A 14951-nucleotide genomic window follows, 5' to 3' on the forward strand; every position below is an offset into this window, starting at 1 on the left:
TTTAATTACCTATCACCGAAAGAATATGCAAGCTGTTAGTTTATCCAATACAGATGAATATCACTTAAAACAACGCAATAAAATAGAGACTTTATTCAGCCTGTTAAAAGGGAAATATCATTTGGTGACGAGTAAAGCGAGAAGCATTGAAGGATACTTAGCTGGAATTTATGCTTCTTTATGTGCTTACCAGTTATGCCATCAAAACAAGCCTGCTATTCGAGTAATGGAATTATTGGCTTAAGCAGGATTCAGGTTATTTTATCTAATCAATAAGAGAGTTATGCATAAGCCATACCAATTTTAAAATTTGGTAAAAAAACGCATGAAGCGACTGGAGTATGAAAATAAATGGAGGGGAATTTTTATCTTTAATCTTGAATAAAGATGAATCTGGCTTTAGGTGCTGAAACAGCTAAAATGAGCTATAATTATGCACCTTGTTTTTCATGCTGCTTAACTTTATGGCGTATCGACAGCAATCTGTAACGCTTGATCTGGACACTGATGTCACTCATCAATGTTGCTTGCATTACACTCGTGATGAACATCTCATTGGGATTATTGAATTTAATAAACCCAGTTACATGCTTAAATGGGGTGACTTAGAATATTTTCGTCGTCGTACCGAAGAGTTTTCAGTGATGCCTTTCCCTGAATGTATCAATGCGATGGTGATTGATATTCGTAATATCGCACCCTTTTTGGACAATGAAGTACCGATCATTCCTTGGCGTTTATTGGAAGAAGAATGCCCAATCCGTTTGGTGGTTCCACAAGACCGTCTTGAACATTATTCAGGTCTGTTTGAACCGACATGGTTGACCTCTGATGTTGAAACCGCGATTCAAGAAATTCGTGAATATATCGATATGTTTGTACATTAATAATTATTATTAGATTTATATATCCCTCTTTAATGAGGGATTTTTTGTGCATTGTATTCCCTCTCCTTTTAGGAGATGAGCAGCACTGCTGCGCAAGGGAGAGGTAAATATAATTATTTAAATTAAATCCTCTCACCCTAGCCCGCTCCGTAAAAGAGAGGGAACTTAAAGGATTTTACCAATAATTCTCAACTGCAATATTCCCTTCACCACGGCGGTTCATGATCAAACCACGTGCCTTTAAGGCTTCCTTGGTGTCTTCGACCATTTGTGGGTTACCGCAGAGCATGACGTGACTGGTTTCAACATTAAATTGCAAACCTGCCACTTTTTCTAATTCGCCATTTTCGATCAGTACAGGCAAGCGATCATGTAATGCTGCGTTTGAATCACGGGTGATAATCGGGATGAATTTAAAGCCACTATGTCCTTCACCAAAAGTTTCAGCAATTTCCTGAATACGCTCTACATAAGCGAGTTCAGCTTCGGTTCGCACACTATAAACCAGATTAATCTTTTGATATTTAGACCATGTATCGAAATCTTGCAGCATGGAAATAAATGGTGCCAAACCTGTGCCAGTAGCGAGTAGCCACAAGTCATTCGGTAATGGTAATTGGTAGCGCGCCAGGGTTAAAAATCCATAAGGGATTTTTTCCAGGTACAGCTCATCTCCAACTTTGAGATGTTGCAAATTTGAAGTGAAGGCACCTTCTGGAACTACAATTGAAAAGAATTCCAAGGTTTCATCAAAAGGTGATGACACCACAGAGTAAGCTCGAACAACCAGTTCATCACCCACTTTTAAGCCAATACGTGCAAACTGCCCTGCGGTAAATTTAAAATGTGCAGGTCGTGTCATGGTAAAACTGAATAAGGTATTGGTCCAACGGTGTACAGATAAGACTTTTTCTAAGCTAAATTTTTCAATTGACATGATTTCAACGTGGCATGAAAGACTATGCTCATGGTAGCATGACCACATAATTTATTAATATTTTTTAAATGTTAAGGCTCTATTCATGCGCATGACTTTACGCCAGTTGGCTGTTTTTGTAGCAGTCGCCCAAGAAGGCACAGTAACCAAAGCCAGTGATGCCGTAAAACTCACCCAAAGTGCTGCAAGTATGGCTTTAGCCGATTTGGAAGATGGCTTAGGTGCTCCGCTGTTCGATCGCTTAGGTAAACGTCTACAATTGAATGATTTAGGACGTTACCTATTGCCACAAGCATTAGAAATTTTAGGTCGTTGTGATGCATTCGAGCAGGCAGCCAAAGGCGAGCTACAAAGTATCGACTTACGCTTAGGTGCAACGCTCACAATTTCAGATTACTTAATGCCCGATTTAATGGCAGATTTCCTTCAAATTCAGCCACAAGCGCATTTACAACTTCAAGTCGGCAATACCCGCCAAATGATTGAAGCTGTGAACCAGTTTCAGTTGGATTTAGCTTTAATTGAAGGTTCATGTCATTTACCACAGTTGCAATGTATTCATTGGCGTGATGACGAACTGGCAGTGTGCTGTTCACCAAATCATCCACTTGCACAGCTTGAACGTGCATTAACCCCAGCTGACTTTGAGGCTGCAGGGGTTGAATGGATTTTACGTGAAGAAGGTTCCGGTACCCGTGAAGTCTTTGATAATGCAATTCTCAAAGATTTACCCGATGCCAATATCCGTTTAACCCTCGGTCATAATGAAGCAATTCTTAAAATTGTGGCAGGCGGCATTGGGATGTCCTGTATTTCTAAACTCGCCATTGAACCTTTACTTGAAAAAGGTCAGTTGGTTATTTTAGAAACCCCATTCTGGCAACTCACCCGTCCTTTATTCATGTTGGTACATCGTCAGAAGTACCAAGGTCCGGGTTTAAAGGCCTTTATGAAATTCTGCGAAGAATAATTTAAAATAATAAAAAAGCGCTATTTGGCGCTTTTTTATTGCTAGATCATTAGTGTCGACCAAATTGATCCTCGCAAGGAATACCATCATGATCTCCATCCATTTGGGTATTTGGGCAATTTTTAATAAAGAAGACTGCTTCTTCATACGAATGCATCTGTCCACAGTGCTCTCGACCATCACATTTAAATTGTGATGTTGTTACTTGAGCTTGAGTATTTGCTGCAACGTTTATTACTTCAGTTCTCAATGATTGGCTAGATGTGTTGTCTAGATGCCTTTGTCCTTGTTCTGAAAGTACTCGATCTGGCAAATCCCCCAAAGCTTCTCGCTGCTGTTCCACAATTTGTGCCTGTTCTTGCATCAACTGTTGGGCTTTCAATTGTTGGGCCTGTCTATAATCTTGATATTTGTTATAAACCAACACGGCCAGCACAGCGATAATAATTAGCCCAACAATCGTGAAAATACGCCCTTTGCGACTACGCTCATTAAACCGTGGCGAAGCATTGTGATTCGCATAAGAATGTTGTTGTGGCTGAGCTTCTAAAGCTGCTGTGTTCTGCTTTAAATCTAAACGAACAATCTGATCGGCTTTTAATTTACCGTTATCTTCGACAATACGAAACTTTAACTTTTCCCCTATTTTAGGCTCGACACTTTTATTGGGAAAATCCTTGATATGAAAAAATAAGTCTTTCGACTCCCCATCCATGCTAATAAATCCAAAGCCACGCTCTACGATATAGCTTTTAACTTTCCCCTCAACAAACATAAGTCACTCTTATTGTTTAAATCTTATGCAGGCAATTGTAATAAAAAAAGCGCCATTGTGGCGCTTTTTTTATGCATTACATTTAATTCATTCTTCAGTTGAATGACATTGCTCTTTTCATCTATAAAGATAAAAGTTTTATTTGCGCAAGTTTGATAACAAAGCTGATGTGATCGACTTATTATGGGTAGACACTTTTGATTTCTTTGCTTTTGCAGATTTGTCTTCCACGCGTTCTATACGAACTGCTTTAAACTTTTCTCCATTTTCAACAGCTACGAATTTCACCCGTTCATTACGTTTCGGTTCACCTTCTGCCGCCGGGAAATCTGAAATATGGAAGAATATATCCCCTTCAATTGTACCAATAAAACCAAAGCCTTTTTCAGGGTCATACTGTTTGATTTTGCCCTGTTGTAATTCATCTTTCATGCTGCTGCCCTATTCTAAAAATGCCATGTGTACATTATATAAAAAAAGAGGCTTTAAGCCTCTTTTTTCGATCTTTAAAAAAGACGAATTAATCTTTTTGTACAGAACCAAAAATTTTATCGCCAGCATCGCCAAGACCCGGAACGATATAACCATTTTCATTCAAACCATCATCGATAGCAGCAGTAAAGATGATGACATCAGGATGAGCCGCTTCAACACGTTTGATCCCTTCAGGTGCAGCAACCAAGACCATTACACGGATATCTTTACAGCCACTTGCTTTCAATACATCAATAGCCGCAACCAGTGATGAACCTGTCGCTAACATTGGGTCGATAATCATCGCAAGACGGTTTTGAACGTCAGGTACCAATTTTTTGTAGTAAGTACGTGCTTCTAAAGTTTTTTCATCACGTTCTAAACCCAGAACCGATACTTTGGCACTTGGAATAAGATTTAAGAAACCATCCAACATGCCAATACCGGCACGTAAAATTGGCACAACGGTAATTTTTTTACCGACAATACGATCTACCGTTACTTTACCGTTCCAACCATCAATTTCATGGTCACATACCGGCAAATCTTTGGTTGCTTCATAAGTCAGAAGCATGGTGACTTCTTGTGCTAATTCGCGGAAATTTTTTGTACTAATGTCTGCACGGCGTAGCAAACCAAGTTTATGTCGAATGAGCGGATGACGGATTTCATGAATAGCCACGGGAGAACACCTAAAAGATGAGATAAAATTCCTTCTATTATAAATGTTTTTTATATCTCTTATAAACCAAAAAGCCCCCTAAGTTAGGAGGCTTTTTGGTTAAAACTAATCGTTTTTTTAGATTACTGCTGAGAAAGCATGAAATGCAGTGGAGATAAAATCTCTGCTTGAAGCGCTAACTTAATGATTGGGTCTGGGTAAATACCGATAACCAATACAGCTAATGCAGCAGCAAGCACCATAATACCACCCACTTTTTGACCCCAATGTTTATCAGCATCAATACGTGGTGTATCTGGCGGAGTCATGTACATCACCACCATCACACGGAGGTAATAATACAAACCAATACCAGAACCAACGATGATCATTGCAGCAAGGAACCAGTGTTGCGTTGTTACCGCAGCCATCACCACCAAGAACTTACCAATGAAGCCCGCAGTCAATGGAATACCGGCAAGAGACAACATCATCACAGTCAAAGTTGCTGTCAGGATTGGACGACGCCAGAACAAACCTCGGTAATCCGCCAGACTTTCTGCTTCACTGTCATTGTTGTACGGGCTCGACATTAACGCGACCACACCGAACGCACCAATCGTTGTTAACACATAAGTGATCACATAAACCGTTACGTTGCCAAGGCTTGCGTAAGTCATGCTGATTAAACCAATCAACAAATAACCAAAGTGTGCAATTGAAGAGTAACCCAGGATACGTTTCAAGTTCACTTGACGTACCGCAAGGAAGTTACCGACCAGGATTGAAAGCACGGCAATAATCGTGATGATGGTTACGATTGAATCAACCAGGATTGCACCTGAAGCCAGTAAATAACGTACAAACAAACCGATGGTTGCAACTTTCGCAACAGTCGCAAGGAATGTTGCGATTGGCGCTGGTGCACCTGCATAAACGTCTGGTGTCCATTTGTGGAACGGCGCAAGAGACAATTTAAATGCAACGGCACAGATGATTAGGCCTAAACCTAAAATCACCATTGGTTGCTGGATCGCTTGCATTAACGCTTGAACATTGTCATAGAAAGACAATGAACCGGTATAGGCATAGATATAAGCCATACCCATCAACAACATTGCAGAAGCAGTTGCTGAAAGAACCAGGTATTTAATACCTGCTTCTAAAGAGCGTGAGCGTTGATGCGTATATGCCAACAGACCGTATACAGGAATCGACATCAACTCAAGGCTAATGAAGAAAGATGCATAGTGAGAGCTTGCTACCATGAGCATTGCACCCGCAACCGAACACAACATCAAGATATACAGTTCTTCACGGTTATCTTTGTAGGTTTCAATATAAGCGTGTGACAAGGTACAGCAAGCAAGGGCTGCAACAATAATCACCAGTTGATAAAGCATGCTAAATGGATCAACCATAAACATGCCCATCACGTTTGATGGTGCAAATGCCCCACCAAACATAGCGAATAGGATATATACCAAAGCAAGGTTTAAGCCCACTACAGATGCTGTTGCAATTAAATTATGGTTACGTTTAATTGCAATAAGAAGCATCACAACGATCGCAGTTAAAGCCACGATCATCACAGGAGCTAATGGCATAAGCTCAGAAAATGACATTGTGAAGTTCATGGCTTATTGGATCTCCACATTTTGTTGCGATACGACTTGTTGAGTCGCATCGACAACGTCTTGAACTGGGATATAGCTATTTGCTAACCACGCCATGCTTGAATTTGAAATATCAAGGAAGCTTTGTGGGTAGATACCAAGCCATAGTAGAGCAACGGCACAAACTAACAAAATAACAATCTCACGCGCATTTAAGTCTTTCAATGGGTTTGCATAATGTTGTTTTTGCTCTTCGTTTGGCGTACCAAACATTGCTTTGTGAATCAGGATCAAGCCATAAAGACCTGCCAATACCAAGCTGGTTGCTGCCACAATGGTGAAGGTTGGGAATTTGTCGAATGAACCCATCAAAATCAGGAATTCACCAATAAAGTTACCCAGACCAGGAATACCAACAAGGGCCGCGACAAAGAACATCAGGAAGAAAGCAAGGTACGGGAATTGACCGCGCATACCACCCATTAAACGTAAGTCGCGCGTATGAACACGTTCGTACACTTGACCACACATAATGAACAATGCAGCAGATGAAATACCATGTGCCAACATCATGATCATCAGACCCTGGAAGGTCAAAATGTTACCTGCGTAGATCGCAAGGAGTACAAAGCCCATGTGCGAAATAGAGGTGTAAGCAAGTAAACGTTTCATATCGGTTTGTTGGAAAGCACACCAAGCACCGTAGAAAATACCAATTAAACCGAAGATGATCGCGATGTCTGCAAACTGTGCAGAAGCCGCCGGGAAAAATGGAATAACGAAACGAAGCAAACCGTATGCAGCTGTCTTAATCAAGATACCTGCCAAGTCGACAGAACCTGCTGTCGGAGCTTGAGCATGCGCATCTGGTAACCAGCCATGCAATGGGAACACTGGAAGTTTTACAGCGAAACCAATGAACATACAGATCATCAAGGCATAAGCCACTGATGGTAATTGCGCATCAAGCGTATTTGCCACACCTAACAAGTAGTTGTAATCAAATCCGATCATGCCTGTCATCATATAACCGTAAACCACAAGGCCTAGGATACCGATGAGCATGATTAAACCTGCGACTTGGGTATAGATGAAGAACTTGGTCGCTGCATAGACACGTGATTTGTTGTCCGCGCCCTTATGACCCCATAACGCAATCAGGAAGTAGATTGGTACAAGCATCATCTCCCAGAAGAAGAAGAACAGGAACAAGTCAATCGCGATGAATACACCGATTACCCCACCCAAAGACCATAAAAGGTTTAAGTGGAAGAAGCCAACATTCTTTTGAATCTCACCCCATGAACATCCAACTGCAAGTACACCCAGTAATGCAGTCAAGCCCACCATAAGAAGTGAAAGACCATCCACCGCTAGGTGAATGTTAATGCCGAGGGTTTGAATCCAAGGCAGCATGAATTCAGCTGACCAAGTCGGAACTTTAGCGCCTAATTCATAGTTATAAGTACCCGATTGCCATAGCGAAACCGTGAAGCCCAGTGTTACGAGCATACCAATTAAGGCAATATAACGTGGCAATTTGTCATTGAACTTGTCGACTAACCAACAAATAAAACCTGCAATGAACGGTACAAGGATCAGCGCGGGTAAAATCCAGTTGTTTGTGATTTCCATCTTATTTCCCCACTACCTGAATCACGATCAAGATCATCAGTAAGACCACTACACCGAGTGACATACTTGATGCGTATTCACGCAATGAACCTGTTTGACGTGAGCTTGTGAAGCTATGACCACCTTTAACAATGGCAGGAAGCACTAACCACAAACCATCAATTGGATCACGACCTAAAATTTTCGCAATCAGCAAATATGGTTTTACAAATACGATGTTATACAACGCATCAAAACCAAGTGCATTACGGCAAATATTGGCAAGACCCGCACCCAATGTAGTTTCTGCAAAAGCTTTAACTGCTTTATAAGCAAAGGCAAACAGGACCACGCCAACCACAAGACCGGCAAGTGCAATACCCACTGCTGTATATTCAGCACCGTGTACACCCGCTTCAAGTGCTTCAGGAATAATAAACGCTGGAATTTTCGCAGAGTTTAAAATTGCTTCTACTGGTGCTTTTAAGAAGTAAGCCAAACCAGTTGAAAGTACCGCCAAGATACCCAACGGCGCCCAATAAGTTGCACCTTTGATTTCGTGATACGGTGTGTTTTCTTTACCAAAGAATACAACCCAGATTAAACGGAATGTATAGATTGAAGTTAAGAACGCACCAGCAACACCGACCCAGTACAAGCAGTTATATACAGGAAGATTTGCAATGTGGCTTTGTGCCCAAACTGCACCAAGGATCGCATCTTTCGAGAAGAAACCGATGGTTAAGAATGGAATGGCAGCCAACGCACCGCCACCAATCGCGAAGCAGGCAAACAAGAATTTGTTATGTTTGAACAAGCCACCCATTTTGAAGATGTTTTGTTCATGGTGGTAAGCCAGAATCACCGCACCAGAAGACAAGAACAATAATGCCTTGAAGAATGCGTGTGAAAGCATGTGGAACAGACCTGCTTGGTATGCTTCAGCACCTACAGCCATAAACATATAACCGAGCTGACTCATGGTTGAGTAAGCCAAGATACGTTTGATGTCGGTTTGAACCAATGCAGCAAAACCAGCAACAATCAATGTTACCGCACCCGTAATCGAGATGAACATCATCACTTCAGGTGTCATTTCAAACACAGAGAACATACGGCAGCACAGGTAAATACCTGCGGTTACCATTGTCGCAGCATGAATCAATGCAGAAACAGGTGTAGGACCTGCCATTGCATCGGCCAACCATGTTTGTAATGGAATTTGAGCAGATTTACCCGCAGCACCCAAGAACAACATTAACGATGTCCAAATTGCAAGTGAATGGTCACCTGCTAATACTTGAGGCGCATTGGCAACGATTGTCCCGATATGCAAAGTACCAAATTGTTGGTAAAGCAAGAACAATGCGATCAGCAAGAATACGTCACCGATACGGGTTACAGTAAATGCCTTGATTGCCGCATAACCATTTTCAGGTTTTTGGTAGTAGTAACCAATCAGCAAGTATGAGCAAAGGCCCACGCCTTCCCAACCCAAGAACAATAACGCCAGGTTATCGCCCAATACCAGTAGCAACATGCTTGCTACGAACAGGTTGAAATAAGAGAAGAAACGTGCAAAGTCTTCATCACCATGCATGTACCATGATGCAAAGATGTGGATTAAGAAACCAACACCCGTCACCATGCCCATCATCAGTAATGATAGACCATCTAAATGCAAGCTCATGCCCGGTGCTAAACCACCAACGTTGAACCAAGTCCAAAGATGTTGAACCTGAGCAACTGAGCCATTCTCGACAAAGCCCACACCAGCAATCAGTGCAAATAAAGCCGAAAGACCGACTGAACCTACCCCAATAATGGCTGCCACACTTTCAGGAAGCTTGTTACGCCCCGCCGCTAAAAGGATAAAACCAATGAGCGGAAATAATACTGTTAAATATAAATAACTCATCCGCGCATCTCACTAGCAGCATCCACATCCAAATGATGGAAGCGATGGTAGAACTGAAGGACGATCGCAAGACCAATACACGCCTCTGCAGCAGCAAGAGTTAAAATCAGGATGAACATGATTTGTCCATCTGGTTGTAACCATGCGCTACCCGCTAAAACAAACGCAAGTGCAGCTGCGTTCATCATCACTTCAAGGCTCATTAACATAAATAATAGGTTGCGTCGCACCATTACACCGTAAAAACCGAGTGCAAAAAGAATGGTTGCAACGATCAAACCATGTTCTAAAGGGATGTTGCCCATTATTCTTTTTCCTTTTCTGCACTTGGTTCACGTTTACCCAAATGGAATGCAGCTACTAATGCAGCTAGCAATAACATCGCGGCAACTTCTACCAATAGTAAGTAGTGAGTAAAGAGCGCTGTACCAACAGCTTTAGGTCCAATCACTTCTGTGCCCATGACAGGAGCAGCAGTTGTGTAATCTGAACCGAGCATCCAGACAAGCACTAAGCCCATCAGGAAACTCACCATTGCAGGATATGCCCATGCAGATGAAGTGAGCCACTTACGTTCCTGATCAACCGTATGTTGACCCAGATTCAGCATCATCACCACAAACACGAACAACACCATGATCGCGCCGGCATACACAATAATTTCCAGCGCACCAGCGAATGGTGCACCAACGATCATGAACATACCTGCAACAGCAAGCAGAGACACGATCAAGCTAAGCAATGCATGTACAGGATTCGCGTTAGTGACAACGCGAATCGTAGAGACAATGGCCACAAGTGCCATCAAATAAAATGGCCACATCATGGTAATAAGCTCCGTACGTCAACAGGTGCGCTTTCGCGTTGTGCTTGACCTTTCTCTTTACCTGCTACAGCCATACCGGTTACGCGGTAGAAGTTGTAGTCAGGATATTTACCAGGACCTGAAATGAGCAAGTTTTCTTTCTCATAGACCAAGTCTTGACGAACATATTCACCTAATTCGAAATCTGGTGTCATCTGAATTGCAGTCGTTGGACATGCTTCTTCACACATACCGCAGAAAATGCAACGAGAGAAGTTGATACGGAAAAATTCCGGATACCAACGACCATCTTCTTTTTCAGCTTTTTGTAATGAGATACAGCCCACCGGACAAGCAACCGCACATAAGTTACATGCAACACAGCGCTCTTCGCCATCTGGGTCACGTGTCAATACAATACGACCACGAAAACGCGGCGGAACAATTTGTTCACCTGGTACTTCTGGATATAAAATGGTGTCACGTTTACGTGTCACGTGGCTGAAGACCATCCACAATGAACGTACGATTGACCCGAATCCAGCTAGAATTTTATACATTTTGTACTCCCTGCTGTCCTAGGCCTGATTCATCAGAATCACAGCACCAGTCACCAACAAGTTGACCAACGCCAAAGGCAAACAAATCTTCCAACCAAAGTTCATCACCTGGTCATAACGTGGACGCATGAGTGAACCACGTGCCAAGACAAACATCATTACAAAGAATGCTGTTTTGATAATGAACCAGAATACTGGTGGAATAAATGGAATTTCTAGGTTGAATGGCGCTAACCAACCACCAAAGAATAAAGTTACGATCAGTGCTGAAATAAGAACCACGTTGACATATTCTGCAACGAAGAACATACCCCATTTCATACCGCCGTATTCGACATGGTAACCTTCCGCCAATTCTTGTTCAGCTTCTGGTTGGTCAAATGGATGACGATGTGTTACCGCAACACCAGCAACAATAAAGATCAAGAAACCTAAGAATTGAGGAATAACAAACCAGACATCACGTTGTGCTTCAACAATCTCGCGCATGTTGAATGAACCCGCAATTGCGACCACACCCATCAGCGAGATCCCCAAGAACACTTCATAAGAAATGGTTTGAGCTGCAGAACGAAGACCACCCAATAACGCATATTTGTTATTTGAAGACCAGCCACCAAAAAGCACTGCGTACACTGCAATACCTGCCATTGCCATAAAGAACAATAGCCCGATACTCATGTCAGCAACACCAAGTGTTGGACTTACAGGAATCACCATGAACGAAAGTACCGCAGTTGCCATGGCAACTGCTGGTGCTAAACGGAAAGTGAGTTTGTCAGCAAACTTCGGTGTCCAATCTTCCTTAAACATGATTTTCAGCATGTCGGCAACGATTTGGAACATCCCCCCAGGACCAACACGGTTTGGACCGTAACGGTCTTGCCATAATGCAAGTAAACGACGTTCGATGAATGACATCAACGCAGCGACAAGCACCACCACAAGCAAGATCACAATCGCTTGAACCACAGAGTAAGCGATTGGCCAGTTCTCAGCCCAAAGCGGTGTTTGACGTATTAATTCTTGTTCCATGAATTACACTCCTACCGCGACTGATACAGGCTCTGCAAGTGAAACAGTTGGTGCAAGACCAATTGGATAACCAATATAACCTGTAGGTAAATATTCAATCACTTGAACTGGAAGGCTAATGCTTGCCTCACCTGATTTCACAGTAATTTTTTGACCGTCTTGAACATTTAAACGTGCTGCATCCTGTTCACCCACTGCAAATACTGCTTCAGGAATACGCGATTCCATGGCAGGTGTTTTTACAGTGAATTCACCAGAACCGAAAATGTGGTGCATCGGCACTAAACGGAAGCTTTCTGGATGCGCAACGACTGGCGTTGGTGCAACAAATGTACGTGCAGGACGTTTTTTCAGACGATCGAATAAACGAATGCCTGAATCACCACCTTTCAAGTGACCACCCACGTTGTCTTGGTATTTGTTCCAAGCTTGTGGAGAGTTCCAGCCTGCAGACCATGCAAACGGTACCAGTGACGATGGTGTTTCATTACCCACATAACCTTCCATAGAGAAAGTTAATGCAGAATCGATATCGATCGGTTGTTTTGGCTCATGTACAGATAACGGTGCACGCATTGCAGTACGACCTGAATAACGACGTGGTTCACGCGCAATTTTCAAGCCATGCACACGGAAGCCGGCATCTGGTGCTACATCTTGAATCGCTTCAAGTGCAGGAACATTTTTCGCAACCGATTCAATCACGTCATCCAGCAATGTCCATGAAATTGCCTTACCTTGTAAGCCAGTTTCAAGGGCATGTAACCAACGCCATGATTCTTTAATCGCATACTCTGGTTTGTAGTAGCTTGGGTCATACACTTGGTAGAAACGTTGTGCACGGCCTTCTTGGCTAACCACAGTACCATCACCTTCCGCGAAGCTTGCCGCTGAAAGTACAATCGATGCTTTCGCAACAGTTGCAGTTTCCGCATGATCAAGCACGATCACATCTTGTGCTTTGGCAAATGCTGCATCTACTTGAGCTGCAGGTAAACGACGGTAAAGGTCATTTTCAACCACGATGATGGCATCGTAATCTTGAGCGAATGCCTGTTCTAAGCTTAAACCACCGAAGATTGCCAAGCCCATTGAGTTCACTTCAGGAACGGTCAATGTAAGACCCGCATTTGAACCAAGGTTTTGCGCAACTTGTGCAGCTGCTTCCATGATTGCAGGATCTTGCAAGCTTGTACCGGAGATGATCAATGGTTTTTTCGCAGCTTTTAATGTGTCAGCAATGCTTTGTGCAAATGCTTTCGCATCGTCATCCAAACCAGTGATGTTTTCACCAGCAACTGCCCCAGCAACCGCAAAGCCTAAACGCGCAATATCATTTGGAGAAGCAACCACTTCACCTGTCGCAACATCAGACAAACGGGTTTGCGTCGCAGCAAGGATGTAAATCGGAGATTTCGCATCTTGACCAATACGTTGTACCGGTTCAGCCAACCACTCTTGAGTACGACGTTCTGCAGCCATTTCTTTGGCTTTATTTTTCGCAGCTTGGCGAACAGACAAGGCCATACGTGGTGCAGTTTGAGTTAAGTCTTCACCCAGAATCAACACAGCATCGTAGCTTTCGATTTCACGCATCGTCGGGTTATAAACACCCTCGGTTTGCATGATAGAGGCAGCAAGTTCAACCAGGTTTTGCTCTTTTTGAGCCAGACCTGTCGAGAAGTTGTCTTGACCGACTAACTCGCGAAGCGCGAAGTTCGATTCAAGAGATGCACGTGGAGAACCAATACCCAATACTTTTTTGCCTTGGATACTTTCAATCACGGTATCAAGTGCCTGATCTACAGAAACTGTAGTCACGTTTTCACCTGAACGGAATTGCGGTTGACGTGGACGATCTTCACGGTTTACATAACCCGTACCGAAACGACCTTTATCGCAAAGGAAGTATTGGTTAACGTCACCATTAAAGCGGTTTTCTACGCGACGAAGTTCACCATAACGCTCACCCGGAGAGATGTTACAACCTGAAGAACAGCCTTGGCATATGCTTGGCGCATACTGCATGTCCCATTTACGATTATAGCGTTCTGAGTGAGTTTTGTCGGTAAATACACCTGTAGGACAGACTTCAGTCAGGTTACCCGAGAATTCCGATTCCAAAGTACCTGATTCTGGACGACCGAAGTAAACACGTGATGCGTTGGCATACACGCCGAAGTCCGTACCACCTGCGTAGTCTTTGTAATAACGCACACAACGGTAACACGCGATACAACGGTTCATTTCATGAGAAATGAATGAGCCTAGCTCCTGGTTGTAATGCGTACGTTTGGTGAAACGGTAACGACGACGGTCGTGCTGTGTCATTACAGTCATATCTTGTAAATGACAGTGACCACCCTCTTCACACACTGGACAGTCGTGTGGGTGGTTGGTCATCAAGAATTCAACAATCGAAGCACGGAAATCTTTCGCTTCTTTGTCTTCAATCGAGATGTAGGTATTGTCAGATGCAGGCGTCATACATGACATGACTAAACGACCACGCGTATCTTCTGGATTCGCGTACTGAGTCACGGCACATTGACGGCAAGAGCCGACAGAACCTAAGGATGGATGCCAACAAAAGTACGGGATATCAATACCCAAAGACAAACATGCTTGCAGCAAGTTCTCTGAGCCATTGACTTCATACGATTTGCCATCGACATGAATTGTAGCCATAGTCGAATTCC

At 43.0% G+C, this 14951-nt stretch carries 14 protein-coding genes and 1 pseudogene; 3 read left to right on the forward strand and 12 right to left on the reverse strand.

What is annotated here, in order from left to right; translation table 11 throughout:
* Together E0409_RS07575 and E0409_RS07580 are read left to right on the forward strand one after the other, a co-directional pair.
* Window positions 1-244 (forward strand): annotated as a pseudogene (locus E0409_RS07575) (IS982 family transposase); the annotation flags it as partial.
* A 220-nt stretch (window positions 245-464) separates the two neighbouring features.
* Window positions 465-887, forward strand: a complete 423-nt coding sequence (locus E0409_RS07580) for a hypothetical protein (protein ID WP_131289361.1) — start codon at window positions 465-467, stop codon at window positions 885-887.
* A 175-nt stretch (window positions 888-1062) separates the two neighbouring features.
* Here the strand turns inward: E0409_RS07580 and E0409_RS07585 are convergent, their stop codons facing one another.
* A complete protein-coding gene (locus tag E0409_RS07585; RefSeq protein WP_131289363.1) occupies window positions 1063-1824 on the reverse strand; it encodes a ferredoxin--NADP reductase in 762 nt (253 codons plus the stop codon).
* An 85-nt stretch (window positions 1825-1909) separates the two neighbouring features.
* Between E0409_RS07585 and gigC the strand changes: the two genes are divergently transcribed.
* Entirely contained in the window at window positions 1910-2794 is an 885-nt protein-coding gene (gigC, locus tag E0409_RS07590; RefSeq protein WP_131289365.1) for a LysR family transcriptional regulator GigC, read from the forward strand.
* A 49-nt stretch (window positions 2795-2843) separates the two neighbouring features.
* Here gigC and E0409_RS07595 read toward each other — a convergent pair whose 3' ends face one another.
* The 11 genes from E0409_RS07595 to nuoG all read right to left on the reverse strand — a co-directional run bounded on the left by E0409_RS07595 (window position 2844) and on the right by nuoG (window position 14940).
* Window positions 2844-3569, reverse strand: a complete 726-nt coding sequence (locus E0409_RS07595) for a cold shock domain-containing protein (RefSeq protein ID WP_131289367.1) — start codon at window positions 3567-3569, stop codon at window positions 2844-2846.
* Between the two features lie 138 nt (window positions 3570-3707).
* On the reverse strand, window positions 3708-4001 hold the full coding sequence (locus E0409_RS07600) for a cold shock domain-containing protein (protein ID WP_131289369.1): 294 nt from the start codon (window positions 3999-4001) through the stop codon (window positions 3708-3710).
* A gap of 88 nt (window positions 4002-4089) precedes the next feature.
* The gene (gene upp / locus E0409_RS07605) at window positions 4090-4725 is read right to left on the reverse strand and encodes a uracil phosphoribosyltransferase (protein WP_131289371.1); all 636 of its coding nucleotides are present in this window, start codon (window positions 4723-4725) and stop codon (window positions 4090-4092) included.
* Window positions 4726-4847: 122 nt separating this feature from the next.
* On the reverse strand, window positions 4848-6341 hold the full coding sequence (nuoN, locus tag E0409_RS07610) for an NADH-quinone oxidoreductase subunit NuoN (protein WP_131289373.1): 1494 nt from the start codon (window positions 6339-6341) through the stop codon (window positions 4848-4850).
* Between the two features lie 3 nt (window positions 6342-6344).
* A complete protein-coding gene (gene nuoM, locus E0409_RS07615; protein ID WP_171458793.1) occupies window positions 6345-7949 on the reverse strand; it encodes an NADH-quinone oxidoreductase subunit M in 1605 nt (534 codons plus the stop codon).
* 7 nt (window positions 7950-7956) lie between these two features.
* Complete coding sequence (gene nuoL, locus E0409_RS07620) at window positions 7957-9852, reverse strand: NADH-quinone oxidoreductase subunit L (RefSeq protein ID WP_131289377.1); 1896 nt, start codon at window positions 9850-9852, stop codon at window positions 7957-7959.
* Window positions 9849-10157: an NADH-quinone oxidoreductase subunit NuoK gene (nuoK, locus tag E0409_RS07625; protein ID WP_067726428.1), complete on the reverse strand. Its 309-nt coding sequence runs from the start codon at window positions 10155-10157 to the stop codon at window positions 9849-9851. Before nuoK ends, nuoL begins: the two co-directional genes overlap by 4 nt.
* Window positions 10157-10675 (reverse strand): NADH-quinone oxidoreductase subunit J, encoded by a 519-nt coding sequence (nuoJ, locus tag E0409_RS07630; protein WP_171458794.1) that lies wholly within the window; start codon window positions 10673-10675, stop codon window positions 10157-10159. Before nuoJ ends, nuoK begins: the two co-directional genes overlap by 1 nt.
* The gene (gene nuoI / locus E0409_RS07635; protein ID WP_131289381.1) at window positions 10675-11217 is read right to left on the reverse strand and encodes an NADH-quinone oxidoreductase subunit NuoI; all 543 of its coding nucleotides are present in this window, start codon (window positions 11215-11217) and stop codon (window positions 10675-10677) included. The genes nuoJ and nuoI overlap by 1 nt, the downstream gene beginning before the upstream one ends.
* 18 nt (window positions 11218-11235) lie before the next feature.
* Complete coding sequence (gene nuoH / locus E0409_RS07640) at window positions 11236-12252, reverse strand: NADH-quinone oxidoreductase subunit NuoH (protein WP_131268668.1); 1017 nt, start codon at window positions 12250-12252, stop codon at window positions 11236-11238.
* A 3-nt stretch (window positions 12253-12255) separates the two neighbouring features.
* Complete coding sequence (gene nuoG / locus E0409_RS07645; RefSeq protein WP_131289383.1) at window positions 12256-14940, reverse strand: NADH-quinone oxidoreductase subunit NuoG; 2685 nt, start codon at window positions 14938-14940, stop codon at window positions 12256-12258.
* Window positions 14941-14951: the final 11 nt, after the last annotated feature.

This window comes from Acinetobacter sp. ANC 4862 (assembly GCF_004336635.1).
Lineage (GTDB): Bacteria > Pseudomonadota > Gammaproteobacteria > Pseudomonadales > Moraxellaceae > Acinetobacter.